The sequence below is a fragment of the Pseudomonas sp. EB271-G4-1 genome (genome assembly GCF_058791355.1).
In genome coordinates this window covers 48021-70460 of sequence record NZ_JBYTEO010000020.1, presented here as the reverse complement: position 1 = coordinate 70460, position 22440 = coordinate 48021, and the positions used below count along the sequence as shown (strand labels likewise).

At 58.4% G+C, this 22440-nt stretch carries 19 protein-coding genes and 1 pseudogene; 12 read left to right on the top strand and 8 right to left on the bottom strand.

All coding sequences use genetic code 11. The features are described from left to right. Window positions 1-378: 378 nt before the first annotated feature. The 3 genes from AC3WWR_RS12265 to AC3WWR_RS12255 all read left to right on the top strand — a co-directional run bounded on the left by AC3WWR_RS12265 (window position 379) and on the right by AC3WWR_RS12255 (window position 2825). Entirely contained in the window at window positions 379-1038 is a 660-nt protein-coding gene (locus tag AC3WWR_RS12265; RefSeq protein ID WP_083349341.1) for a phosphoribosyltransferase, read from the top strand. A gap of 125 nt (window positions 1039-1163) precedes the next feature. Continuing rightward, window positions 1164-1733 carry a YceI family protein gene (locus tag AC3WWR_RS12260; protein WP_020796770.1) on the top strand — a complete coding sequence of 190 codons (570 nt, stop codon included), beginning with the start codon at window positions 1164-1166 and terminating at the stop codon, window positions 1731-1733. A gap of 39 nt (window positions 1734-1772) precedes the next feature. Beyond that, the gene (locus AC3WWR_RS12255) at window positions 1773-2825 is read left to right on the top strand and encodes a T6SS phospholipase effector Tle1-like catalytic domain-containing protein (RefSeq protein WP_020796769.1); all 1053 of its coding nucleotides are present in this window, start codon (window positions 1773-1775) and stop codon (window positions 2823-2825) included. A 523-nt stretch (window positions 2826-3348) separates the two neighbouring features. Here AC3WWR_RS12255 and paoC read toward each other — a convergent pair. The 3 genes and pseudogenes from paoC to paoA all read right to left on the bottom strand — a co-directional run bounded on the left by paoC (window position 3349) and on the right by paoA (window position 7119). Next, window positions 3349-5546, bottom strand: a pseudogene (gene paoC / locus AC3WWR_RS12250) (aldehyde oxidoreductase molybdenum-binding subunit PaoC). Next, window positions 5459-6499 (bottom strand): FAD binding domain-containing protein, encoded by a 1041-nt coding sequence (locus tag AC3WWR_RS12245; RefSeq protein WP_151142709.1) that lies wholly within the window; start codon window positions 6497-6499, stop codon window positions 5459-5461. Before AC3WWR_RS12245 ends, paoC begins: the two are co-directional and overlap by 88 nt. Continuing rightward, a complete protein-coding gene (paoA, locus tag AC3WWR_RS12240) occupies window positions 6496-7119 on the bottom strand; it encodes an aldehyde dehydrogenase iron-sulfur subunit PaoA (protein ID WP_083350171.1) in 624 nt (207 codons plus the stop codon). Before paoA ends, AC3WWR_RS12245 begins: the two co-directional genes overlap by 4 nt. A 207-nt stretch (window positions 7120-7326) precedes the next feature. On the opposite strand from paoA, the gene AC3WWR_RS12235 reads away from it, so the two are divergent. Continuing rightward, window positions 7327-8016 (top strand): GNAT family N-acetyltransferase, encoded by a 690-nt coding sequence (locus AC3WWR_RS12235; protein WP_151142707.1) that lies wholly within the window; start codon window positions 7327-7329, stop codon window positions 8014-8016. 400 nt (window positions 8017-8416) lie between these two features. Here the strand turns inward: AC3WWR_RS12235 and AC3WWR_RS12230 are convergent, their stop codons facing one another. Beyond that, on the bottom strand, window positions 8417-9547 hold the full coding sequence (locus AC3WWR_RS12230; protein WP_083349337.1) for a DmpA family aminopeptidase: 1131 nt from the start codon (window positions 9545-9547) through the stop codon (window positions 8417-8419). Between the two features lie 165 nt (window positions 9548-9712). Continuing rightward, window positions 9713-10816 (bottom strand): extracellular solute-binding protein, encoded by a 1104-nt coding sequence (locus AC3WWR_RS12225; protein ID WP_020796762.1) that lies wholly within the window; start codon window positions 10814-10816, stop codon window positions 9713-9715. Window positions 10817-10927: 111 nt separating this feature from the next. Between AC3WWR_RS12225 and AC3WWR_RS12220 the strand changes: the two genes are divergently transcribed. Then, complete coding sequence (locus tag AC3WWR_RS12220; RefSeq protein WP_020796761.1) at window positions 10928-11704, top strand: helix-turn-helix transcriptional regulator; 777 nt, start codon at window positions 10928-10930, stop codon at window positions 11702-11704. Here the strand turns inward: AC3WWR_RS12220 and AC3WWR_RS12215 are convergent. Continuing rightward, entirely contained in the window at window positions 11688-12629 is a 942-nt protein-coding gene (locus AC3WWR_RS12215) for a class I SAM-dependent methyltransferase (protein ID WP_020796760.1), read from the bottom strand. The genes AC3WWR_RS12220 and AC3WWR_RS12215 overlap by 17 nt on opposite strands. Window positions 12630-12903: 274 nt before the next feature. Between AC3WWR_RS12215 and AC3WWR_RS12210 the strand changes: the two genes are divergently transcribed. From AC3WWR_RS12210 to AC3WWR_RS12185, 6 genes are all read left to right on the top strand, one after another. Further along, window positions 12904-16476, top strand: coding sequence for a hypothetical protein (locus AC3WWR_RS12210; RefSeq protein WP_492598724.1), 3573 nt, complete (start codon window positions 12904-12906; stop codon window positions 16474-16476). Between the two features lie 221 nt (window positions 16477-16697). Continuing rightward, entirely contained in the window at window positions 16698-17306 is a 609-nt protein-coding gene (locus AC3WWR_RS12205) for a cytochrome b/b6 domain-containing protein (protein ID WP_033044180.1), read from the top strand. Beyond that, the gene (locus AC3WWR_RS12200) at window positions 17303-18088 is read left to right on the top strand and encodes a molybdopterin-dependent oxidoreductase (RefSeq protein WP_033044181.1); all 786 of its coding nucleotides are present in this window, start codon (window positions 17303-17305) and stop codon (window positions 18086-18088) included. The genes AC3WWR_RS12205 and AC3WWR_RS12200 overlap by 4 nt, the downstream gene beginning before the upstream one ends. A 52-nt stretch (window positions 18089-18140) precedes the next feature. After that, a complete protein-coding gene (locus AC3WWR_RS12195) occupies window positions 18141-18407 on the top strand; it encodes a pentapeptide MXKDX repeat protein (protein WP_020796756.1) in 267 nt (88 codons plus the stop codon). Between the two features lie 132 nt (window positions 18408-18539). Continuing rightward, window positions 18540-18947: a response regulator gene (locus tag AC3WWR_RS12190; RefSeq protein ID WP_020796755.1), complete on the top strand. Its 408-nt coding sequence runs from the start codon at window positions 18540-18542 to the stop codon at window positions 18945-18947. Between the two features lie 128 nt (window positions 18948-19075). After that, window positions 19076-19774: an HAD-IA family hydrolase gene (locus AC3WWR_RS12185; RefSeq protein WP_033044182.1), complete on the top strand. Its 699-nt coding sequence runs from the start codon at window positions 19076-19078 to the stop codon at window positions 19772-19774. A 74-nt stretch (window positions 19775-19848) separates the two neighbouring features. On the opposite strand, the gene AC3WWR_RS12180 is transcribed toward AC3WWR_RS12185, so the two are convergent. Continuing rightward, window positions 19849-20508 (bottom strand): methyltransferase family protein, encoded by a 660-nt coding sequence (locus AC3WWR_RS12180; RefSeq protein ID WP_020796753.1) that lies wholly within the window; start codon window positions 20506-20508, stop codon window positions 19849-19851. 65 nt (window positions 20509-20573) lie between these two features. Then, window positions 20574-21518: a GlxA family transcriptional regulator gene (locus AC3WWR_RS12175; protein ID WP_020796752.1), complete on the bottom strand. Its 945-nt coding sequence runs from the start codon at window positions 21516-21518 to the stop codon at window positions 20574-20576. 123 nt (window positions 21519-21641) lie between these two features. Here AC3WWR_RS12175 and AC3WWR_RS12170 point away from each other — a divergent pair, with 123 nt between their 5' ends. Further along, window positions 21642-22433, top strand: a complete 792-nt coding sequence (locus AC3WWR_RS12170) for an SDR family NAD(P)-dependent oxidoreductase (protein WP_033044187.1) — start codon at window positions 21642-21644, stop codon at window positions 22431-22433. Window positions 22434-22440: the final 7 nt, after the last annotated feature.

Here is a 22440-nt window from a genome sequence, read left to right as displayed (position 1 = left end):
TGAGAGATGGGTTGGCTGTGAGGCCGCCTTCGCCGGCAAGCCTGGCTCCTACAGTGGATCGGTGCAGCCGTGAGAGATGGGTTGGCTGTGAGGCCGCCTTCGCCGGCAAGCCTGGCTCCTACAGTGGATCGGTGCAGCCGTGAGAGATGGGTTGGGTGTGAGGGCGCCTTCGCCGGCAAGCCTGGCTCCTACAGTGGATCGGTGCAGCCGTGAGAGATGGATCGGCTGTCAGGCCGTCTTCGCGAGCAGGCTCGCTCCCACAAGGAATTGCGGTTGAGCATTGTCCTCGTGTTCGAGCTTGCTGCCAGTCACCGTCGAACCGACAATTGATGATGTGATGCGAACCGACAGGTGTTGATCGCCCGGGGAGGTTTTCAAATGAATCAGTCATCGCAATCCATCCTGCGGGACCGCATCGACGCCGGTCGACGCCTGGTGGAGCCGTTGCTCCCCTATGCCCATCGCGCCGATGTAATCGTTTTGGCCTTGCCGCGGGGCGGGGTGCCGGTGGCCTATGAAGTGGCCACGGCGCTCGGCGTGCGCCTGGACCTGATGCTGGTGCGCAAGCTGGGTGTTCCGTCCCGCCCGGAGTACGCCATGGGCGCCATTGCCAGTGGCGGTATCGAAATTCGTAATGAACAGGCGTTGCGGGCTCACCCCATTGATAAGGCCGCGTTCGAGGCCGTGGTCGCCCGGGAAACCCGGGAGCTGTTGCGTCGCGAGCAGGTTTACCGAGGCACGCGGGCGCCGGTGCAACTCAAGGACCAGGTGGTAATTCTGATCGACGACGGGTTGGCGACAGGGGCCTCGATGTTGGCGGCAGTGCAAGCGGTGCGTGTGCAGGCGCCGGCGCGCATCGTGGTGGCGGTGCCAGTGGGGCCGGTTGAAACGGTCCAGGCGTTGCGCCGTGAAGTGGATGAGTTGATCTGCCCGATCATACCCGACTGGTTCATGTCGATCGGGCATTGGTACATGGATTTTTCCCAGACGTCGGATGCCGAGGTCATCGGGTTGTTGCAACGGGCGTGGGGAATGTAGGGACGAGTGGTCGCAAATCGGTGCGGCCAGTGGAATAAACGGTCGTTCTTTGCTTTAGTCCTCCTGTTGCTGGCTTGCGTGTGTTCGACACTTGCCCATGAGGGCGCCCCGGCCCGGAGTGTTCCATGAACTCTCGATTCCTGCGTTTTTCGTCCCTGGTTGCCCTGCTTGCGTTGGGCGTTCCTGCGCAGGGTGGCGCTGTTGAATACTCGGATGTGAATGCCAAGGCCAGTACTATCAGGTTCACCTACAACCAGATGGGAACGCGAGCCTTTGGCACATTCAAGGAATTTGTCGGCACCCTTGATTTCGATACCGCCCGCCCCGAGGCAGCTCACGCCCATCTGACCATCGATCTGACCAGCATCGACGCCGGTAGTGAAGACGCCAATACCGAGCTGCTAAAGCCTGCCTGGTTCGACACCGAGCGCTATCCGCAGGCGACCTTCGAATCAACGCGCATCAAGGATTTCGGCAAAGACCGCTACCTGATTACCGGCAATCTGACGCTGCGAGGCCTGACGCGCAAGGTGGATGTGCCGGTTCTGCTCAAGGCCGAGGGCGGTGTCGGGATCTTCGTCGGCGAGCTGACGCTCAAGCGCAATGACTTCAAGATCGGGGAAGGTGAGTGGGCCGACAGTTTTGTTTCCAACGAAATCAATATCCAGTTTCGCATGGTCGCGCCACAGCGCTAGCGAGCGTGCAGGGGTAGTGAACAGTGACGGGAGATGAATATGCCAAAGAAAATCATCGTCGCATTCGACGGCACCTGGAACCTGCCTGATCAGGCTCCGGAGATCGATGGCGACGCCAGCACCAATGTGGTCAAGCTGCATGACGCGATCCTCCCCAGCCACAAGGACGGCACGCCGCAGAAGAAAATCTATGTCGCCGGCGTGGGCACCGACTGGTACGACAAGCTCGAAGGCGGGGCCTTCGGAGTGGGGCTGTCGAAGAAAATCAAGGAAGGTTATGTCGCCCTGGCCAAGCTGTACGAGGAGGGCGACCAGGTGTTCATTTTCGGCTTCAGTCGCGGTGCCTATTCCGCGCGTAGCCTGGTGGGGCTGATCCGCAACGTCGGCTTGCTGACGAAAAAGCACATCGATCGCATTGATGAGGCCTATACCTTGTACCGCACCCGCGATTCGAGCGCGGATACGGAAAACGCCCAGTTCTTTCGCCAGAATTATTCCCGGGAAATCGATATCCATTTCCTGGGTGTCTGGGACACGGTCGGCGCCTTGGGCGTGCCGTTCAAATCGGCCGAGTGGTTCAACCACAAGTACTACGAGTTTCACGACACCGAGCTAAGCGGGATTGTGCGCAATGCCTTCCATGCCGTCGCCATCGACGAGCATCGGGCCAACTACGAATGCACCTTATGGGACCCGATTGCCAAGCCCAATCAAGTGATGGAGCAGGTCTGGTTCTGTGGCGCGCATGCCAACGTGGGTGGCGGTTATGCCGATAACTCGCTGTCGGATATACCCTTGCGCTGGATGGCGAACAAGGCGATGGAGTGCGGACTGGAGCTCAATCCGAAAAAAATCCCCCGGCCGCCGAACGCGCTTCCGGAGATCACCGACTCCTATCAGGACTTCCTGGGGGGCACCTACCGACTGTTGAACGCGCGCTATTTCCGGCCGATCGGCAAGACATGTTTTGGCCAGGAATGCATCGATGACACCGTGCAGCAACGGGTGATCACAGTCAGCAATTATCGGCCGAAAAATCACGTGGATGTCTATCTGGCGGGGGCCTACAAACCCGTGAACAAGATCTGTTGATGGTGCGGTTGCGTGGCGCCCGGTCCACCTTGCATGGTCCGGGCGCCAAGCGCTTCAGTGCTCCACTGTCGGCACCGTAACCGTCTGCCCGAAGGCCGAACGTACGGTTGCGGTCGGGCTCGGTATCGGGAAGGCCGGAACCAGAAACCGGTGGCCAATCCTGGAAGCGCCGCTAGCAACAACGGCCAGCCGGTGACCATCAACGTGTTGGCCAACGACACCGACAGTGGCCAGCGATAGTCGTAGTACTGCCCCGGAAAGAAAAACGCATTGGCGCAGCCGTCAATAAATTTGCATGCGGCCATCGCAAACCTGATGGAAATGGGTGGCTTCGGGAAAGGTCTCGCGCGGTTGCAGGACACGCTCGAAAAAGTGACCTCAGGCATCGCTCGCCCTACCTTGGCCAGCGACTGTTCCAAACGCCGCATTGGGCTCAAAGTCCTGTCGATTCTGCTGAAGGCCTGCGGCACCGCAGGCTCCCACGCGAAGCGTAGATCGGTCAGCCATTCTCCGATACCGGCGCTTAAATCATCGGAGGCAGCTTATCCAGCAGCTTGTCCAGCGTGATCGGGTAGTCGCGCACTCGAATTCCCGTGGCGTTGTACACCGCGTTGGCGATGGCGGCACTGACCCCGCAAATACCCAGTTCGCCAACCCCCTTGGCTTTCATCGGCGAGGACATCGGGTCGGTCTCATCGAGGAAAATCACCTCCTGGTGGGGGATGTCGGCGTGCACCGGCACCTCGTACCCGGCCAGGTCATGATTGACGAAAAAGCCCAGGCGTTTGTCCACCACCAGGTCCTCCATCAGCGCCGCGCCGACGCCCATGGTCATCGCGCCGATCACCTGGCTGCGGGCCGACGTCGGGTTGAGAATGCGCCCGGCCGCGCACACCGCCAGCATTCGGCGCACGCGGGTTTCCCCGGTGGCGCTGTCGACCGCGACTTCAACGAAGTGCGCGCCGAAGGTCGATTGCTGGTACTGCTTGCTCAGCTCGCCGAATTCAATGCTGTCTTCGGCGACGAGTTCGCCCGACTTCGCCGCATCGCGCAACGGCACGCTTTTACCACCCGCGCGCACTTCGCCATCGGCGAATTGCGCTTCGTTGACCTTCACCCCCAGGCGTTGCGCAACGGCCTCACGCAGCTTGACGCAGGCGGCATACACCCCCGCCGTCGAGCAGTTGCCGCCAAACTGCCCACCGGAGCCCGCCGAAACGGGAAAGCTCGAGTCGCCCAGGCGCACGACCACGTTATCCAGGCTGACGCCCAGCATTTCCGCCGCTGTCTGGGCAATGATCGTGTAGCTGCCGGTGCCGATATCGGTCATGTCGGTTTCCACGGTGACGATTCCCTGATCATTCAGACGGACTCGAGCACCGGACTTCACCAGCAGGTTATTGCGAAAGGCCACGGCCACCCCCATGCCGATCAGCCAGCGACCTTCGCGCTGGGTGGCCGGTTGCGTGTGCCGTTGGCCCCAGCCAAAACGCTCGGCACCGGTGCGCAGGCATTCGACCAGGTGGCGCTGGGAAAAGGGCCGATCCGGTTTCGTTGGATCGACCTGGGTGTCATTGAGAATGCGAAATTCCACGGGGTCGAGTTTCAGCTTCTCGGCCATTTCGTCCATGGCAATTTCCAGCGCCATCATGCCCGGCGTTTCACCCGGTGCGCGCATGGCGTTGCCTTCGGGCAGGTCGAGTGTCGACAGGCGCATGGTCACGCGACGATTTTCCCCGGCGTACAGCAGTTTGCTCGGTTGCGCGGCAAGTTCCACCTTGCCGCCTGGCAAGTCACCGGACCAGCCTTCGTGGGCCATGGCGGTGATCTTGCCGTCGCTGCCGGCACCAATGCGGATGCGTTGGATGGTCGCCGGGCGGTGGGTGCAATTGTTGAAGATCAGCGGCCGCGCCAGCGCCACTTTGACCGGTCTGCCGGCCATGCGCGCCCCCAGGGCTGCCAGGAGCGCGTCGGCGCGGATAAACAGTTTGCCGCCGAACCCGCCGCCGATGTACGGCGAGATCAGACGCACATTTTTCTTCGGTATGCCCAGGGTGGTCGCCAGGTCGGCGACCGACCAGTCAATCATCTGGTTCGAAGTCCACAGGGTCAGGCGGTCGCCGTCCCAGGCGGCCATCGAGGCCATGGGTTCCATCATCGCGTGGGCCTGGTCAGGCGTGGTGTAGGTGGCGTCCAGTTGCACCGGTGCCGCCGCGAACGCCGTTTCAAAATCCCCATGCAGGGTGTCTTCCATCTGCTCCTTGGGTTCCACCGCTGAGCCGCGTGAGCTGGCCAGATCGAATGCACCGTCTGTGCTTGTGTAGGTAATCTCCAGCCGTTCTGCGGCGGCGCGGGCCTGTTCGAAGGTTCGGCGACCACCAGGGCCACGGCCTGGTGGTAGTGCTGGATCTCTGGCCCGCCGAGCAACCTGGCGGTGTTGTATTTGCCCTGGCCGAGCTTGCCGGCATTGGCGGCGGTGACGATGGCGATCACCCCGGGCGCCGACTCGGCGGGCGCAAGGTTCATCGTAGCGATGCGCCCCTTGGCAATGCCTGAACCGACCACCACGCCATAGGCCTGGTTCGGCACGGCGTCATGGTGTTCGTAGGCGTAGGGCGCTTGGCCAGTGGTTTTCAGCGGCCCTTCGATGCGCGGGGTGGGCTGGCCGATGACCTTGCCTTGGTCGATGGGGTTGGTGGTGGCCGGGGTGTCGAATTTGATGCCTGGGCCCTCGCTTGCGCCATCACCGAAGCGAGCATGCGCTCGACCAGTGTCAGTTTGAAGGCGTTTTCATGGGTGGGGGTGGCGCCGGCCAGTAGTTGTTCCGAGAGCGCTTTTGCGCCTTTGGCCATCGCTGTTTCAGCGCTCTCCACACGCCACGGCTTGGGCGCGACGCCGCCCAGGGCCACGCGGCCGGAGCTGTCCTTCTGGATCACCGCGGCTACCGAGACCAGGGCGAATGCGTAAGAGGCGCGGTCCCGGACTTTCTGGTAAATGTGCGTGCCGCCAATTGGCGGCGGCAACGTCACGGCGGTAATCAGCTCGTGGGGCGCCAGGGCGGTTTCGATGTTCGGCGTATTACCGGGCAATCGATGCAGGTCGGTGATGGCAATGACGCGTGTCGTGCCATCGGGTCGAACCGTTTCAACCTGGGCATCGAGTGCGCGCATGGCCACGGCCATGTCGCTGGGATGGGTGGCAATGCAGGCATCGCTGACACCGATGATGCCCAGTTGCCGACTGAATCCGCCAATGGCGGCGCAGCCACTGCCGGGCTGGCGCTTGTTGCAGGCCTGATGGGTGTCGTAGAAGTACGGGCAGCGGGTGCGTTGCAGCAGGTTGCCAGCGGTCGTGGCCATGTTGCGCAGCTGGCCCGAGGCGCCAGCGAGCAGGGCGCGCGCGAGTACCGCGTAATCTTTCCTGATGCGCGGGTCGGCGGCCAGGTCGGTGTTCCTGACCAGCGCACCGATTCTCAAGCCACCTTCGGGCGTGGCTTCGATGCGATCCAGTGCCAGATGGTTGACGTCGATCAGTTGCGTCGGCGTCTCGATGTCCAGTTTCATCAGGTCCAACAGGTTGGTGCCGCCCGCAATGAATCGCGAGCCATGGACCTGCGCAGAGAGCGACGCGGCTTCGGCCGGCGACTGCGCACGCAGATAGTTAAAAGGTCTCATGCGCTGGCCTCCGCGACTTCGGTGATCGCCTCGATGATGTTTGAGTACGCACCGCAGCGGCAGATGTTGCCGCTCATGCGTTCCTGGAGTTCGCTGGCGATCAGCCTGGGTGGTTCGGTGAGATTCGGGCTGGCGTGGCTGGGAATGCCATCGCGGATTTCACCCAGCACCGCGACTGCCGAGCAGATTTGCCCCGGCGTGCAATAGCCGCATTGATAGCCGTCGTGCTTGATGAAAGCCGCCTGCATCGGATGCAGCTTGTCCGGCGTTCCGAGCCCCTCGATAGTGGTGACTTTCGCGCCTTCGTGCATTACCGCCAGGGTCAGGCAGGAATTGATGCGCCGGCCGTCGACAATGACCGTGCAGGCGCCGCATTGGCCGTGGTCGCAACCTTTCTTGGAGCCGGTGAGCTGCAGGTGTTCGCGCAACAGGTCGAGCAGGGTGGTGCGGGTGTCAAACTCCATTTCCTGCCGAGCACCGTTCACCCAGATCGACAGTTTGGTCTTGACCGGGTGCGCCGCGTTGGCGGCCGATGCCTGTGCAGAAATGAACGGAGGCAGGATCACGGCCGCTGCGGTTACCACGCCCACGATCAGGAGTTCTCGTCGGGAAATCGTCATGACGTCGAGCATCGGTGCGTTTCCTATGGTTGATTGGCGATTACAGCCCTCATCCATTGACTGACCTGCGCGATCAGGGAAAAGTTTTAGCGGTTTTCAACGGTAGAGTTATGCGTGTGGCTCATGAATCGATCAAGACAGGCGAGTAACGCGGCCCGGCACGCTATGATAGGCAGTCGCGACCATTCCCCGGAGTCAATCCCCGCAATGCCCCAGATCACCCACTACAAAACCCCGTGCCCTGAGTCGGTCAACAGTCAGATCCTGCAGATGGTGGTCGACAACCTGACCGACATCAGCATGGTCGCCATTGCGCCGAGCAACCTGTTGTACAACGTCTACCAGTACGCGATCGGCTACGAAGTGCATCTGTATCTGGAGGCCTTGAACGGGACGAAAGGCATTGAGGTGGAGTTGATCGTCGCCACGGACCTGGACGATCCGGACAAGGTCACAGGGTTCCTGTTGTACCTGCCGGTCAAGGATGATCCCGACGCGTGCAGCGTGGCCTATATGGCGGTGGATGCCGGTCATCGGCGACAAGGGATTGCGCGCAGGATGCTGCGCGAGATGGTCGGTCGTTACCCGCATGCCGAACTGGCGTGCGCAGTGGCGAAGGTGCCGTACTTCGAGTCGATTGGCTTCGAGGTGGTGGGCGTGCGAGCCACCCAGGTGCTGATGAACACCCGTGATCATGGCAGCGACGGCTTGAGGGCGCTGCTGGATGTGGCGCCCATCTATAGCTCACTGGAGGTGCGGCAGATTCACACCTATCTGCTGCAAAAGCACGGCAAGCGGGCGATGCTCGATGCTGAGAAACAACGTGACCGGCATCTGGACCAGCTGACGCGCAAGGCCAACGAGTTTGTCCGCGAGCGATTGGAAAAACGCGTTTAACTTGTAGGCGCGAGCATGTCGAATCGTCGCACCGTCGCGATGGTCGTTAACGATAACGCTATAAGACTGACACCCCGCGGCGAGCTCAGGTTTTTCGCGAGCATGCTCGCTCCAACAGGGGGATCTGCGATGGGTATAAGAATGCACAAAGCCCGGCCAGGTGCCGGGCTTTTTCAGGTGTGGTTTTCGCGCAGTTAAAAAAGAGCCTCAAAGCTCTTTGATGGGGAGAAGTAGAGCCCTTGAGGCTCAAGATGCGCATGAAGCAGGCGGTGAGCTTGATAGGGGTTCAGTGCACTCACCACCTACGCAACGGCTTGGACAAGCAAGCGATTGCGCAACTCCATCGTAGGAAGATGGGGGGGCGGTCTCAAGTACCACTAGTCGAATCCCCCCACAAGTGTCAGCTTCTGCGATTGTGCTTCCCGGGCCAACCGGCCTGGTTCAGGGCCTCGAGCAGCGTTTCGGCATCCAGCCCCGGCACCGCATGGCCGTTACCTTCCGTCGTTTCGGCTGCGAGCAAGGCGTTGATGATGGCTTCTTCGACAACCTCGGTGGCCGCCAGGAACAATTCGCTGATGTGATCGTTATTGACCATGCTCAGGTTATCGCAGGTTGGCGCTTTTTTACTCTCGTAAGCCGCTGGCGGCACATGCTGGTTGCCGGTGGCGAACGCGATGAAGATGTCGCCGCTGTGGTCTTCATTGCCGCCACCGGTGCGGGCCAGGCCGAGGCTGGCGCGTTGGGCCAGGCGGGTGCATTGGTGCGGCAGCAAGGGCGCGTCGGTGGCCAGGCACACCACGATCGAGCCCATGCCCGGGTGCGGCAGTGCAGCCTTGAGAAAGGGTGAGTCGACCTGTTCCATGTAGCGCCCGACCGGGTAGCCATCGACGCGCAACTCATTGCGAATGCCATGGTTGGCCTGGACGATCGCGCCCACCGTCCAGCCACCCTGGGCACTGCTCAAGCGTCGCGAAGCGGTGCCGATGCCGCCCTTGAACTCGTGGCAGATCATGCCGCTGCCACCGCCGACATTGCCTTCGGCCACAGGGCCGCCGACCGCCGCGTGCAGGGCTTGGGCGACATGCTCGGGCTTCACGTGGAAGCCGTTGATGTCATTGAGCAAGCCGTCGTAGGTCTCCAGCACCACCGGCATGTTCCAGTAGAGCCGCCCGTCGTCAGGTTGCTGCTCACGGTCCAGCACGATCAAGGCATCGCGCACCACGCCCAGGCTATGGGTGTTGGTAAAGGCGATCGGGCTGGTCAACAGACCCGCTTCGCGAATCCACTCAAGGCCCGTGGCATCGCCGTTGCCATTGAGCACATGGACCCCGGCAAAACACGGTTGCTGGCTGGTGGAACCGGCACGGGGTTCGATCACGGTCACCCCGGTGACGATATCGCGGCCCTTGGCGGAGCGACCGCGTACATCGCTATGACCGACCCGCACGCCAGGTACGTCGGTGATCGCGTTGAGGGGACCGGGCTGCAGCTGGCCAAACTGGATGTTGAGATCGCGGGCACGTGGTTTCATGGGGGTTCTCATCTTCAAGGTAATGACAAAAAGGTAATCGTTCGGGCGCGGAACCTGTGGGAGCGAGCCTGCTCGCGAATGCGGTGCATCAGGCAAGGTTGATGTCGACTGACACTCCGCTTTCGCGAGCAGGCTCGCTCCCACAAGGGATTGGCGGTGGTGCAGCTACTGGCCGTTCTTGACCTTGCTCCAGATCCGCGTGCGCACACGCTCGGTGGCCGGCGGCAAGGGTTGCAGGGTGAACAACGTGGCCATGGCTTCGGCCGACGGATAAACAGCCGGGTTGGTCCGCGTCGCTTCGGCCACCAGCGCTGTCGCGTTACGGTTGCCGTTGGGGTAGTTGAGGTGATTACTGACCGGGGCGATGACCTCGGCGCGCATCAGGTAGTCGATGAAGGCCAGGCCTTGTTGCGGATGCGGTGCGTCCTTGAGCAACACCAGCGTGTCGAACCACACCGGTGCGCCTTCCTTGGGCAAGCTGTAGGCGATCTTCACGCCGTTGCCGGCCTGCTCGGCGGTGGCCTTGGCTTCGAGCATGGCGCCGGACCAACCCACTGCCACGCAGATGTTGCCGTTGGACAGATCACTGATGAACTTCGACGAATTGAAGTAGGCGATATGTGGCCGCAGCTTGAGCAGCAGCGCTTCTGCCTTTTTGTAGTCTTCAGGGTTAGTGCTGTTGGGCGGCAGGCCCAGGTAGTGCAGGGCGACCGGCAGCATTTCCGCGGGCGAGTCGAGCATCGCCACCCCGCATTCGCCAAGTTTGGCCAGGTTCTCTTCCTTGAACACCAGGTCCCAGGAATCCACCGGCGCCTTGTCGCCCAGCATGGCGCGCACTTTGTCCACGTTATAGCCGATGCCGTTGGTGCCCCACAGATACGGCACGGCGTACTGGTTGCCCGGATCGTTGTTGGCCAGTTTCGCCAGCAGATCGGTGTCCATATTGTTGAAATCGGGCATCTCGGCGCGGGGCAGAGGGGCGAGCGCGCCCGCCTTGATCAGGGTTGGCAGGCTGAAGTTGCTGGCCACGACGACGTCGTAGCCGCTGCGGCTGGTGAGCAGTTTGCCTTCGAGGACTTCGGCACTGTCGAAGGTGTCGTAGACCGGCTGGATACCGGTGTCCCGCTTGAAGTCATGCAGGGTATTGGGGCCGATGTAGTCGTACCAGTTGTACACGTGCACGGTAGGGCCATCGGCAGCAACCGCTGATAGCGAAGCCACCAGACAGGCGCCCAGCCCCAGATTGAAATACGAGCGGTGACCACTCATGATGCGGCACTCCTGGCCTGCTGCAGGCCGGTGATGATCAGGAGCTTGCAGCGTATCGACCGGGGTGGCCGTTACCCATTCCCATGATGGGTTACTCAAAAGGGGTAGTGCGTGGACGCGTTGTTGAAAGAGTTACCGCTGCACCAGGGATTGGCGCGGGTATTTGGCGTGTTGGGCCAGGACGCATTCTGGCGTGCGCTGGTCGACACCCTGCGCTTGCTGGTGCCGCTGGACAACGCCTTGGTCGCGGTGATGCGACCGGGACGGGTGCCGCGCCTGCTGATCGATTTCGACTCCAGGGGTAGCGGAGATGAGCATGAAGAACTGGCGGACTACAGCGCCGGCATGTACCTGCTCGATCCGTTTTACCTGGCCGTCTGCGCCGGCATCGCCGATGGCTTGCACAGCCTCGACTCGGTGGCGCCGGACCAGTTTCAGCAAAGCGAGTACTACCTGAGCTACTTTCGCACGGTGGTAGGCGGGGACGAACTGCAGTTCATGGTCAACGTCGACGGCGCCGTCCTCGGTTTGTCCCTGGGACGTGCGACACGCTTCACGCTGCAAGAGCAGGGACGCCTGCTGTGCGTACGCGACTGGGTGCTGGCGGCGATGCGTCGGCACCTGCAATTGCTACCGCCGGAAGGCCCGACGGTCGAAGCCGTAGCCGGGGACCTGGCGGCCTTGCTCGATCGCTTCGATGCACGTTTGTCGGTGCGCGAAATCGAAACCGCACGCCTGATTCTCCAGGGTTTCTCCAGCAAGGCCATCGCCCAGCGGATGGGAATTTCCCCGGAGACGGTGAAGGTGCATCGGCGCAATCTCTATCACAAGCTCAACGTGAACGGGCATGGGGAGTTGTTTGCTTTGGTGCTCAATCCGCCAGGGTAAACACCAACGCCTTCAACCCACACTCGATATCGGCATCCGGAAACTCCGGCGGATTGTCCAGGCGCTGCTCGAACCGCAGGCTCGGGGCTTCACGGGTGACGCCATCGATTAGGAAGTCCGCACCGAAGGCCGGGTCGTTCATGCACGCGAGCACCGTGCCCTCGGGGCTGAGCAGTTCCGGCAGGCGACGCAGTACCCGCTGGTAGTCCTTGGTCAGCAGGAAGCTGCCTTTCTGGAACGACGGCGGGTCGATGATCACCAGGTCATACGGACCCTTACCGATCACCTTGCCCCAAGACTTGAAGAGGTCGTGGCCGAGAAAAGTTACCTTGCCCAGGTCATGCCCGTTGAGCCGGTGATTGTCACGCCCGCGGCTCAGGGCCGGGCTGGACATGTCCAGGTTGACCACGTGGGTCGCGCCGCCCTCGATGGCCGCCACCGAGAAACCGCAGGTGTAGGCGAACAGGTTCAACACGCGCTTGCCCTGGGCATTGGCGCGCACCCAATCGCGGCCGTAGCGCATGTCGAAGAAAAGCCCGGTGTTCTGTTTACGCCCCAGGTCCACCCGGTACTTCAAGCCGCCTTCGACAATCGTCAGCTCGTCGATTTCTTCCCCGAGCAACCATTCGGTAGTGCTTTGCAGCAGGTAGCGGTGTTGCAGCAGCAGGGTGTGGGCGCCGGATTGCGTCCATGTCGCTGACTGGGTGATCTGCAGCAGCAGAGCTTTCAACGCCTCCAACTGCGCCGCTTCCGGCTCCTTGAACAGCGACACCAGCACTACGCCCTGCAACCAGTCGACGGTCACTTGCTCCAGCCCTGGCCAGCAGCGGCCGCGGCCGTGGAACAGGCGGCGGGTTTCCGCAGGTGCCGTTGCCAGGGCAGTCAGTAGATGGTCGTGGAGGGTGGTCAGCGCTTCTGAATTCATCGGGTCGGGTCGGCGATTTGAGGGGGCGGTATTTTAACCAAAATTGTGGCGAATGGATGGGTGCGTAATCAACGTGGGGTCCTATGGTGCGGCAACCCACAACTTCAGGCTGATTGATATTGCTTGACTTTTCATAAAGGTAAAAATAGGTGGCGGTATCAAATATTTAGATACAATAACAGAGTTGCTGTCATTGAGGGGGAGTTCAAACTGCGTAACAAACCAGTTCGCGGCATTAAAAAATCTGCATAAATTGACGGTGGAAATAAATAGCATGTTCCCTTCTCGCAGTTCTTCCAGCTCCGCAAACATTCAAAGTGTTCAAGCTAAAACTAACGAAACAGTCTCTACGAAAGCAGTGCCGGAAGAAAATTTTTGCTCTTCTTTTTCTGAAGCCAAAGGGGATCGTATATTAGGTCTGCCTTCGGTTACCAGCAAGGAACATCCCGCATGGACGCCAGCCCGTCTGCTGGAAAACCTGAGGGTCGCGTTTAACATAATGGCCGAACAGCCTGAAGCCTATGATTTTGAAGGCACGCCAGTCTCAAAGGTAAACGACAAGCCAGATACGATACTTGATGTGGAGGACACGCTGGTTATCGTCGTGAAGGAAGAACAACGACGTAAGAAATCAGGCAGGGATGAAACGGTTGGAAGTGAAAATATCAAAGCTGACAAAACTGCTTTGTCGGATGTAACATCCACTGCCTCCGTGGAGGGTGTTATAGCATTTGTTTCTGGAGTTTTTGATTATATTGTTGAGCTGGAAGAGAAAGGCAAAGAGGGCGGAGGTACTAATAAAGATTGTTCCGAACTTTCAGATAAAAGCTTGGATGAATTATTTTCAGATTTAAGCAGGCATCCTCGTTACGCCCACGCATTCGGCCTGCTCGAAACAGAAAAAATTCAGGGAAAGTTTTCTGGAGGAGAGGCGTGGCGACGGATTCACGAGTCTGCCACCTATCTCTTTTCTAATAAAAGTAAAAGTATGATTGATGAGTTTGTTCAGCAAAAAAGTGGCGGTGGGCCAACAGCCTACCTGCACATTTTTCTGGATGATATTGAGATGGGAAGTGTGGTTGGTAATAAGGATTTAAAAGCAGGCGGAATAACGGCTGAGGAGTTGCGACATTTGTATCGATGCAGAGCGCAATTGGGCGATTCTGTCAAGTTTTATAAAAATAATAAAACAGTTTCCGCTCCGTGGGAACAGGATCCGAAGTTGTGGAGTGACAAACTATTTTCTACCGACTCAACTCCCACCTCTTCACCACAAGGAACCGATGATACTTCAAGAACTGGTAATCAAGAAGTGCCGCTATATGGACGTTTTGTACAGCCGCCTACTACAAATTTAGAACCAGTTGACGCATCGGTTTCGCCAATGTTGACAGGTTTGTTCTACGAGATGTTTCGTGATTTTAACCTAGGGGGAATTGAAGCTGAAAAGATGGTGGGTAGTCCCGAAGAGATTAACAAGTTGTATCAGGAGTCAGGGGTGGCGCCTATTATTTCTCAGGAAGAATTTGCGGCTATTAGAGCCTATACCCTAGGGTTCGATAAACATATCAATCCGAATTTGGGCAAGGTGAATCCATTCGAGAAGCGTAAAAATACATTCATAACCTACATAGCGTCCGGTTTGGATAAACTCAAGGGGGCGGGCTATAGGTATCCACTCAAAGAGACTGTCATTGAGAAATTATTTGATAAGAGTCCTGCGCTTAAAGTTAAGTTTCGTGATGAGAGCATTTTGACAGAGCTTATGGTGCCGATACCGCAAATTCCTGATTTTCATGTGGAAAAAGAAGCGGTGTCCGGTCAAATATTTTATGTGACGAAAAATGACGAAGATAAATATGAGCTAGTCCGCAAGGATAATGGAAGAAGGTACAACCTGAAAGGTGTTTTCTCATATGTCATCCTTCCAGATGAACCTGATCGTATTTATTGTGGTATGAACAATGGCCAACAGAATTCGAAAGGAGAGCTAAATGAATATCGACATCATAACCCCTACTATGTTGAAGGCCACAGCTCGCTAGCCCAAGGTAAGGATGTACTTTATGCGGGAGATTTTTTGTTTGAAGATGGACAGCTAAAGCTCTGGACTAATGGCAGCGGTCATTATAAACCGATCGCTGAGCGTCGTTTTGGAAATTTAACTGAAGCGGTTAAGCGCATACTTCCTGAGGAGCTATTTAAGGATCATGATGAGTTGACTGAAGTTGAAACGAAGACGCTAAATGCGTATATACAGATCTCGGAGGCAGAGGAGCGTCGTTTGAAAGAGTGTTACTCCAATTCGAGTGATGCCGATACCGACTCGGATTCGGATTCGGATTCGGATGGCAACGATTTGAGTATCTTTAATAAGATTCAGGCGAAAAACGGTCGGCCTCAATTGCCAGGAAATCCGGGTTTGAAAGGCGGCGGGCCGGCACAACACATTACACAAGAAGAAGTTTGCGCTCCCATTGCCAACGCTCTTGACAAGAAACCCGGTGAAGACGGTCCAGACAAAGGCGGAGCCGGTGCGGTCGCTGGCGCGTTATCGGGAGCAATCCGATCTGGGGCAACATCTGACAGTGATAGCGAGGATGAGACAAAGCCAGACAGGCCATCCGGTTCGGCCAATGCAATCATCCCTCCCACTGCACCGGGGAGTAACCCTGCAGGTACTGTTGGTTCATCTAGCGCCGAATTACAAAAAAAGTTGAACATTGCTTTGAATTCAGGTGGGCAAATCAAGGCAATACAAATTGGACGCATGCTGGAGTTTACTAGTCTGCTTGCAAAGGCCTCGCCTGCGGTACAAGCCACAGCAATAAATTCTGAGGTTTTTAATCAGTCAAGTGAACTGTTAAAGATTCCGGGCTATTATTTTAATACTCGCTTTCCATCCCAGGGCGCAGCACAGGTGCCTGCGCAAATAAAAGATAGCTTGATGCAGTCACTAGCTAATTGTGTGCGCGCTGGGACGATGGGTGAACAAGCAGCGCGGAATATTCTTCCTCCTGATTATCTAAGAATATTCGATGTTAAAGTCGAGACTGTTAACATATTTGCCGATATTAATAAAGAGGTGCATGCCACTGCGGCAATCAATTTGCTGATAGGTACTGCTGATCAGCGAAGAGTAAAAATTGCAGCTGATAATTCTGATATCGCTGTTAGAGGTGCCGAAAAAGAGCGGGTAAAAAGAAGAGTTTATCAGGGGGCTGCTGAACTGAAGAAGTATTCGGTTGATGCAGGTGCCCGAGATTATAAAAATTTCTTGAATGAACGTGTTCAGGAAGAAAGGGAACGACAAAATATGCTAAGGCAGAGTCAAGCGGAGAAACAGGAGAAGTATGAAAAAAACCGCGCAGACAGGGGCGCTGAATGGTCCAGACAACTTAATGGAATTGCGCTCTCTGAAACCGATAAGGCAAAGTTGAATCATGCAAATCGTAAACAGGAACAAGAAGATAGCTGGCGTAGCGTGCAATTGTCTAAAAAAACGGGTGAGTTAACCAGGGGGCGATACGATAGCACTACAAGTTTTGACTCCGGTATAAACTCTCCTGGAACGTTAAGTCGTTCATCTAGCCGGTCTTCAATTACATCTGAAGTCACCCGGGAAATATCAAATATGAGGGGGCAGCTCAACCCAGGCACAGAAAACAATATTTCGGCTCCGACAACCGGTTTTTCTCATGAAGAATGGCCGAGTAACAGAAGTACTGAAAAGGCGCAGAGCATACTTAATGTCTTGGAGGGGCGTGTGGCTAGCAGGGATCGTTTTGTAGAGCATGAAATTGAAAGTATCAAAAATACATTAAACTCGTTACCCGGCTGTAAGTAAGTTATTTGGGCGATGTGTGGATGGGCCTTGGAGAAGAATGCCTGGCCCACCTCACCTAATGTTGCAGCACGGCGTCCTGATCTGATGGCGAGGGTAATGGGCGGAGAAAACACTTGGCGCATTACCTGCGCAGTTATCACGATTAATTTAACTTTACGTGAGGATTTGGCGATCTGTCGGCTCACATAATTGCTCCATCGATCAACCGTCGGGAGCCGACCATGCCGTGCCCACCTGTTTCATCTCATCCGCGCTGGCTGCGCCTGACCCACTGGCTCAACGCACTCGCCGTGTTGGTCATGGTCACCAGTGGTTGGCGCATCTACAACGCTTCCCCGCTTTACGATTTCAGTTTTCCCAAAGGCATCACCCTCGGCGGTTGGCTGGGCGGCGCCCTGCAATGGCACTTCGCGGCGATGTGGTTCCTGGCCGTCAACGGCCTCGTCTACCTGGCCTGCAACCTGTTCAGCGGGCGCCTGAAGCGGCGCTTTTTCCCGGTCTCGCCCAAAGGCGTGCTGCATGACTTCTGGGCCGCGTTGCGCGGCAAGCTGGGACATGCCGACCTGAATCATTACAACCAGGTGCAACGGCTGGCGTACCTGTTCGTGATGGTCGATATCACGCTGCTGGTGATCTCCGGGCTGGTGCTGTGGAAGTCGGTGCAGTTCCCGCTGTTGCGTGAATTGCTCTGGGGCTACGAAGGTGCGCGCCATGTACATTTCATCGCGATGGCACTGTTGGTGGCGTTCGTCGCGGTCCACCTGGTGATGGTGGCACTGGTTCCCAAAACACTGTTGGCCATGATTGTCGGTCGCAAGGAGCCCATATGAAAAAGCCCATTCAAGACGCCGGGCTGGATGAGTCATCCATCCTGACCGACGCCCGTAAAATCCTCGCCCCGCAGATCGAAGACCGCTCGCGCCGCTCGTTCCTGCTGCGTGGCCTGACACTCGGCGGCGTGGCCATGTTGTCCGGTTGCAACCTCACCGACAACGACAGCGTCGAGACCGCGTTGTCCGCCATGTCGCGCTTCAACGACCGGGTGCAAGGCTGGCTGTTCAACCCCAATGCCATGGCGCCGACCTACCCGGCGTCGATGATCACCCGGCCATTTCCGTTCAATGCCTTCTACGGCATCGATGAAGCGCCGACGGTGGAGGAGGAGAGCTATCGGCTGGAGGTCACCGGCCTGGTGGCGGACAAGCGCACCTGGCGGCTCGAAGAGTTGCGCGCCATGGCGCAAACCGAGCAGATCACCCGGCATATCTGCGTCGAAGGCTGGAGCGCGATCGGTCGTTGGGGCGGTGTGCGCTTCAGCGATTTCCTGAAACGGGTCGGGGCCGATACAGACGCCAAATACGTCGGTTTCAAGTGCGCCGACGATTACTACACCAGCATCGACATGGCCACCGCACTGCATGCGCAAACCCTGTTGACGCTGACCTATGATGGCGCTGTGCTACCGCGCGAATACGGCTTCCCGATGAAACTGCGCATGCCCACCAAGCTCGGCTACAAGAATCCCAAGCACATCCAGGCGATTTTCGTCAGCAACACCTACAGCGGCGGCTACTGGGAAGACCAGGGCTACAACTGGTTCGGTGGCAGCTGACGCAACCCCGGCAATTCCCCCGTCCACACCCCATGCATCAAGGAGTTTCACCATGAAAAAGTTGACCACTGTTGTTCTGTCCATGTGCCTGGCCATCGGCGCTGCCAGTGTTTTTGCTGGCGATACGATGAGCAAGGACAGCATGAGCAAAGACTCGATGTCCAAGGACGCCATGCATAAGGACGTCATGAAAAAGGATTCGATGGCCAAGGACACGATGAGCAAGGACACCATGTCCAAGGATGCCATGAGCAAGGACAGCATGAAGAAAGACGCCATGTCCAAGGACGCTATGAAAAAAGACCCGATGTCCCGGTAAACGTCTTGCAAACACCGATTTCGTCGTCTGTTTGTATCAAAAATGAATTTCCGCAGAGACTGCCGCTCATACCTGTAGGTAGCGGATTTCAAGCCCGCATATAAACTGGTGTGATCAGGGAGCGGCAAGGTCATGAGTCGAGAATCGACAGCGGGCGGACAGCTTCATGGCGGGTTGATTCTGGTGGTTGAGGACGACCCGCTGATCCTGGAGTTTCTTTGCGAAATTCTTCAAGAGGAAGGCTATGTAGTGCAAGCGCAAACCAGCGCGGACGCCGCATCGGAGTATTTGCAGAGCCACGCACCCGAAGTCGGGATGCTTCTCACGGACATCACCATGCCGGGAACGCTCAACGGCGCGGACCTGGCCAATCTGTTCGGAGATCGTTGGCCGGACAAACCGATCATGATCATGTCCGGCTTCGAAACCCCTGCAACTTCCGGGGTCCGGCATAATGTCTCGTTTATCAAGAAACCCTGGGCGGTGGGTCAATTGCTTGATTGCGTGGACGGCGCACTGAAATCACGCCGTCCGCTGTAGGAGCTGCCACAGCCTCGGGCCGCGTTCGGACGATCTCTCGATCTTGAAAATCGCGGCCTGCGACAGTTCGTTCGATCGTGTACATTTCTCGGGGCATCCCATCAGATCCTTGAGATAGGAAGGACCCTTTGTCTGCTCCCGAATCCGTCTTGAACGTTCCTTACCGTGCCTTCCTGTTCGACATGGACGGTACCATCCTTACGTCAATTGCCGCCGCCGAGCGCGTCTGGGCTGCTTGGGCCGTGCGTCACGGCGTCGATGTCGAGACCTTCCTGCCGACCATTCACGGTGCCCGCGCCATCGACACCATCAATCGCCTGGCATTGCCCGGAGTCGATGCCCAGGCCGAAGCGGCGTGGATCACCGAAGCGGAAATCGAGGATGTCGGGGGTGTTGAAGAAGTGGCGGGCGCGGCGCGCTTTCTCCAGTCTTTGCCAGCCGATCAATGGGCCATCGTGACCTCCGCCCCGAGGGCGCTCGCGTTGCGGCGGATGGCAGCCGCAGGGATTCCGGAGCCGGCTGTGCTGGTCACTGCCGAAGATGTCGCCGCTGGCAAACCTGACCCGGCCGGTTATCGATTGGCTGCGCAGCGGCTGGGTGTAGAAATATCGGATTGCCTGGTTTTCGAAGATGCAACGGTAGGCATTCTCGCAGCCGAGGCGGCGGGGGCGGATTTACTGATTGTCACGGCGACACATGAGCAGCCGATTGTGACCGCACACGCCACGTTGGCAAGTTATGACGAGGTCGTTGCTCGCCTAGACGCCCACGGCGTGATTCGACTTCGCACGATCCACTGTGGGAGCGAGCCTGCTCGCGAACGCTGACTTCCAGCCGACATAAACGTTGCCTGGCACTGCGCTTTCGCGAGCAGGCTCGCTCCCACAGTGGGGGGTGTGTCTCAGTAGAGTTTCGGAATCAATCGCCAGCTCCGGGCGCAATAAGCCTCATATTCACTGCCAAATTGCGCCCGTAACAATGCTTCCTCGGCATGAATCCGCGCGATCAGCGGAATCACGGTCAGCGCGGCCAGCAGCAACCCGACCCCCGAACGAAACGCCAGCGCCCAGCCCACGGCAATCACCAACATCCCCAGGTAACTGGGGTTGCGCAAGCGACGATAAATCCCGTCGGTCACCAGGCGATGGCCAGGCTGGATCGCCACCAGCCCACTGAAGCGTTTGCCGAGCACGAACACCGGCCACATTCGCAGCACGCCGCCGATGATGAAGAGCAGCGCCCCGAGCCAACGCACGCCTTCGCCACCGAAGGTCCAGAAGTCGATGCGGTCGGTGTAGGCCGGGAAAAACCCACTCAATAACCCGATCACTCCGAACGCTGGCAGTACCCAGCGATTGGCCCTGTCCTCGCGCTCACCGGAACTCAGGTTGACCTCGGTAAACAGCGAAGCGATGGCCATGACCAGCGTCGCCAGGGCAACCACCACCAAGGCGGTATGGGAAAAAAACGCCGCGAAGCCGCCCAGCCCCCAAATTGCCAGCAAGAGGTAGGCGAGGGTGGAGACGATGGCGAAAAACGCCAGTTTGGCCGAGATTTTCATAGGCAATACCCCCGACACTCCCAGTGTAGCGCCGACCGTTCCCACGCGGAGCAGGGGAACGATCATCATTGTGCCGCTGATCGCGCATTGCGCCTGATCACCTGCGGTGGTTGCCCGAATGTTCGAAGGAATGCTTCGCGCATGCGCCGAGGATCGATAAACCCGCTTTCCAAGGCAATCTGCTCGAGTGTCAGGCGACCACCCTCAAGCATCTGCCGTGCCGCCTCCAGGCGCAGGTTCTCGATGGCCTTGGCGGGCGACTGACCGGTTTCGGTACGGAACGCACGGCTGAATTGCCGCGAGCTGAGGCTCGCCACTTGCGCCAGTTGTTCCACCGATAAGGTCTGCGCCAGGTGCTCCCGAGCGTAGGCGAGGACGGTCTGGATGCGGTCGGATTTCGGCGCCAGTTCCAGCAGCGCCGAGTGCTGTGATTGCCCGCCGGCACGGCGGTGGTACATCACCAGTTTCTGCGCTACGGCACGTGCGAGTTCGGCGCCGTGATCCTTTTCGACCATGGCCAGCGCCAGGTCGATGCCGGCGGTCATGCCGGCGGAGGTCCAGATCGCGCCGTCGATCACGTAGATTCGATCGGGTTCAACCTTGATCGATGGAAAGCGTTCTTGCAGTTGCCGTGCATAAGCCCAATGCGTGGTAGCCCGCCGGCCCTCAAGCAATCCGGCCTGGGCCATGACAAAGGCTCCAGAGCAAATCGACGCGGTACGGCGGGCGGTCCTGGCACTGGCACGCACGTAGTCGAGTACACCCTCGGGCGCCTGCTCGAGGATGGTGTCGCCGCCCACCACGATCACCGTATCGAACACCCGCTCGTCGAACGCCTCGGTGCCAACATTCAAGCCACCAGAAGCGCGCAAGGTGCGGCCGTCTTCGGACAGTACACGCACGTCATACAGGGCTTGCCCAGCACTGAAATTGGCATATTCGAATACCGGCATGGCAGCCAGCGCCATGGACTGGAAACCCTCGAACACCACAAACGCCACGCTGATCATCGCCCAATCCTCAAAACAGATGTCCTAAAAACGTAGGTTAAACGTCATTTGCGACGGACACGAGTCCCTTTATAACAGTTCCTGACTGGCGATTGTCTCGCCTCACTGTGAAGGAAAATGAACATGGCTCTCTCCTCCAAAGGCACTGCACTGGTCACTGGCGCCTCTTCGGGCATCGGCGCGGTGTATGCCGACCGTCTCGCCCGGCAGGGTTACGACCTGATCCTGGTCGCGCGCAGTCAGGCAAAACTCATCACGCTGGCCAACCGGCTGAGCGACCAGACCGGCCGTAATGTGGAAGTGGTCGCCGCGGATCTGAAAGACAAGGCCGACTTGTTGCGGGTCGAACAGATACTGCGAAGTGACGCGAGCATCACGTTGTTGGTCAACAACGCTGGAGTTGGCGCGGTCATGCCGTTGCTCGGCAGCCCCGTGGATGACATGGAAGACATGATCAGCCTCAACATCACCGCGCTGACACGCCTGGCCTATGCGACGATACCGGGCTTCGTCGAACGCGGTGCCGGGACCGTGATCAACATTTCGTCGATCGTCGCCATCGCCCCGGAAATCCTCAATGGTGTGTATGGCGGGACCAAGGCATTTGTCCTGGGCCTGAGCCAATCGATGCACCGGGAACTGGCGGATAAAGGCATTCGTATCCAGGCCGTGCTGCCAGGCGCGACCGCCACCGACTTCTGGAGCGAGGCCGGCAACCCGGTGGAGAATTTGCCGCAGGAGATTGTGATGTCCGCCGAAGAAATGGTCGATGCCGCACTGGTGGGGCTGGAGAAGGGGGAAGTGGTGACCATTCCGGGATTACACGACGGGGAGCAGTGGGATCGCTACGAAGCGCAGCGCCAAGTGCTGTCCGGGCTGTTCGGCAATTCCACGGCAGCAGCGCGTTATCGATAGCTTGACT

Bases quoted from the DNA above. Each gene is read 5' to 3' on its own strand.
- paoA (WP_083350171.1), bottom strand. From the start codon at position 7,119: ATGACGATTTCCCGACGAGAACTCCTGATCGTGGGCGTGGTAACCGCA.
- AC3WWR_RS12195 (WP_020796756.1), top strand. From the start codon at position 18,141: ATGAAAAAGTTGACCACTGTTGTTCTGTCCATGTGCCTGGCCATCGGC.
- AC3WWR_RS12260 (WP_020796770.1), top strand. From the start codon at position 1,164: ATGAACTCTCGATTCCTGCGTTTTTCGTCCCTGGTTGCCCTGCTTGCG.
- AC3WWR_RS12225 (WP_020796762.1), bottom strand. From the start codon at position 10,816: ATGAGTGGTCACCGCTCGTATTTCAATCTGGGGCTGGGCGCCTGTCTG.
- AC3WWR_RS12205 (WP_033044180.1), top strand. From the start codon at position 16,698: ATGCCGTGCCCACCTGTTTCATCTCATCCGCGCTGGCTGCGCCTGACC.
- AC3WWR_RS12255 (WP_020796769.1), top strand. From the start codon at position 1,773: ATGCCAAAGAAAATCATCGTCGCATTCGACGGCACCTGGAACCTGCCT.
- AC3WWR_RS12235 (WP_151142707.1), top strand. From the start codon at position 7,327: ATGCCCCAGATCACCCACTACAAAACCCCGTGCCCTGAGTCGGTCAAC.
- AC3WWR_RS12200 (WP_033044181.1), top strand. From the start codon at position 17,303: ATGAAAAAGCCCATTCAAGACGCCGGGCTGGATGAGTCATCCATCCTG.
- AC3WWR_RS12175 (WP_020796752.1), bottom strand. From the start codon at position 21,518: ATGATCAGCGTGGCGTTTGTGGTGTTCGAGGGTTTCCAGTCCATGGCG.
- AC3WWR_RS12230 (WP_083349337.1), bottom strand. From the start codon at position 9,547: ATGAAACCACGTGCCCGCGATCTCAACATCCAGTTTGGCCAGCTGCAG.
- AC3WWR_RS12170 (WP_033044187.1), top strand. From the start codon at position 21,642: ATGGCTCTCTCCTCCAAAGGCACTGCACTGGTCACTGGCGCCTCTTCG.
- AC3WWR_RS12215 (WP_020796760.1), bottom strand. From the start codon at position 12,629: ATGAATTCAGAAGCGCTGACCACCCTCCACGACCATCTACTGACTGCC.
- AC3WWR_RS12210 (WP_492598724.1), top strand. From the start codon at position 12,904: ATGTTCCCTTCTCGCAGTTCTTCCAGCTCCGCAAACATTCAAAGTGTT.
- AC3WWR_RS12180 (WP_020796753.1), bottom strand. From the start codon at position 20,508: ATGAAAATCTCGGCCAAACTGGCGTTTTTCGCCATCGTCTCCACCCTC.
- AC3WWR_RS12265 (WP_083349341.1), top strand. From the start codon at position 379: ATGAATCAGTCATCGCAATCCATCCTGCGGGACCGCATCGACGCCGGT.
- AC3WWR_RS12190 (WP_020796755.1), top strand. From the start codon at position 18,540: ATGAGTCGAGAATCGACAGCGGGCGGACAGCTTCATGGCGGGTTGATT.
- AC3WWR_RS12245 (WP_151142709.1), bottom strand. From the start codon at position 6,499: ATGAGACCTTTTAACTATCTGCGTGCGCAGTCGCCGGCCGAAGCCGCG.